A 240-nucleotide genomic window follows, 5' to 3' on the forward strand; every position below is an offset into this window, starting at 1 on the left:
TTTACAAGACCCTACTTTTTCGACTTGCTCTTGTCAGCCTGGGTCCGAGGGTTGTACGAGTGATCGTTCTCCGCATCAAAGGTATACCTCAGATATTTGTACGATTCGTCCATGTTGCTGTTGCGCAGATTCTGCGTGAAGCTGACGTTATCGCTTAAATAGTGCTCGAAGATATAGCCGATCGAAGTCTGTTCGCGCTTGGCTTCCTTGGAGCTCAGATCGCTGACGTTGAAATCGTAA

At 47.5% G+C, this 240-nt stretch carries 1 pseudogene; it reads right to left on the reverse strand.

From position 1 onward, the window contains the following. Positions 1 to 11 precede the first annotated feature (11 nt). Positions 12 to 240: pseudogene (locus KVT28_RS26545) on the reverse strand (TonB-dependent siderophore receptor); the annotation flags it as partial.

It is taken from the genome of Pantoea sp. GbtcB22 (genome assembly GCF_019091025.1).
Taxonomy (GTDB): Bacteria; Pseudomonadota; Gammaproteobacteria; order Enterobacterales; family Enterobacteriaceae; genus Pantoea; species Pantoea leporis.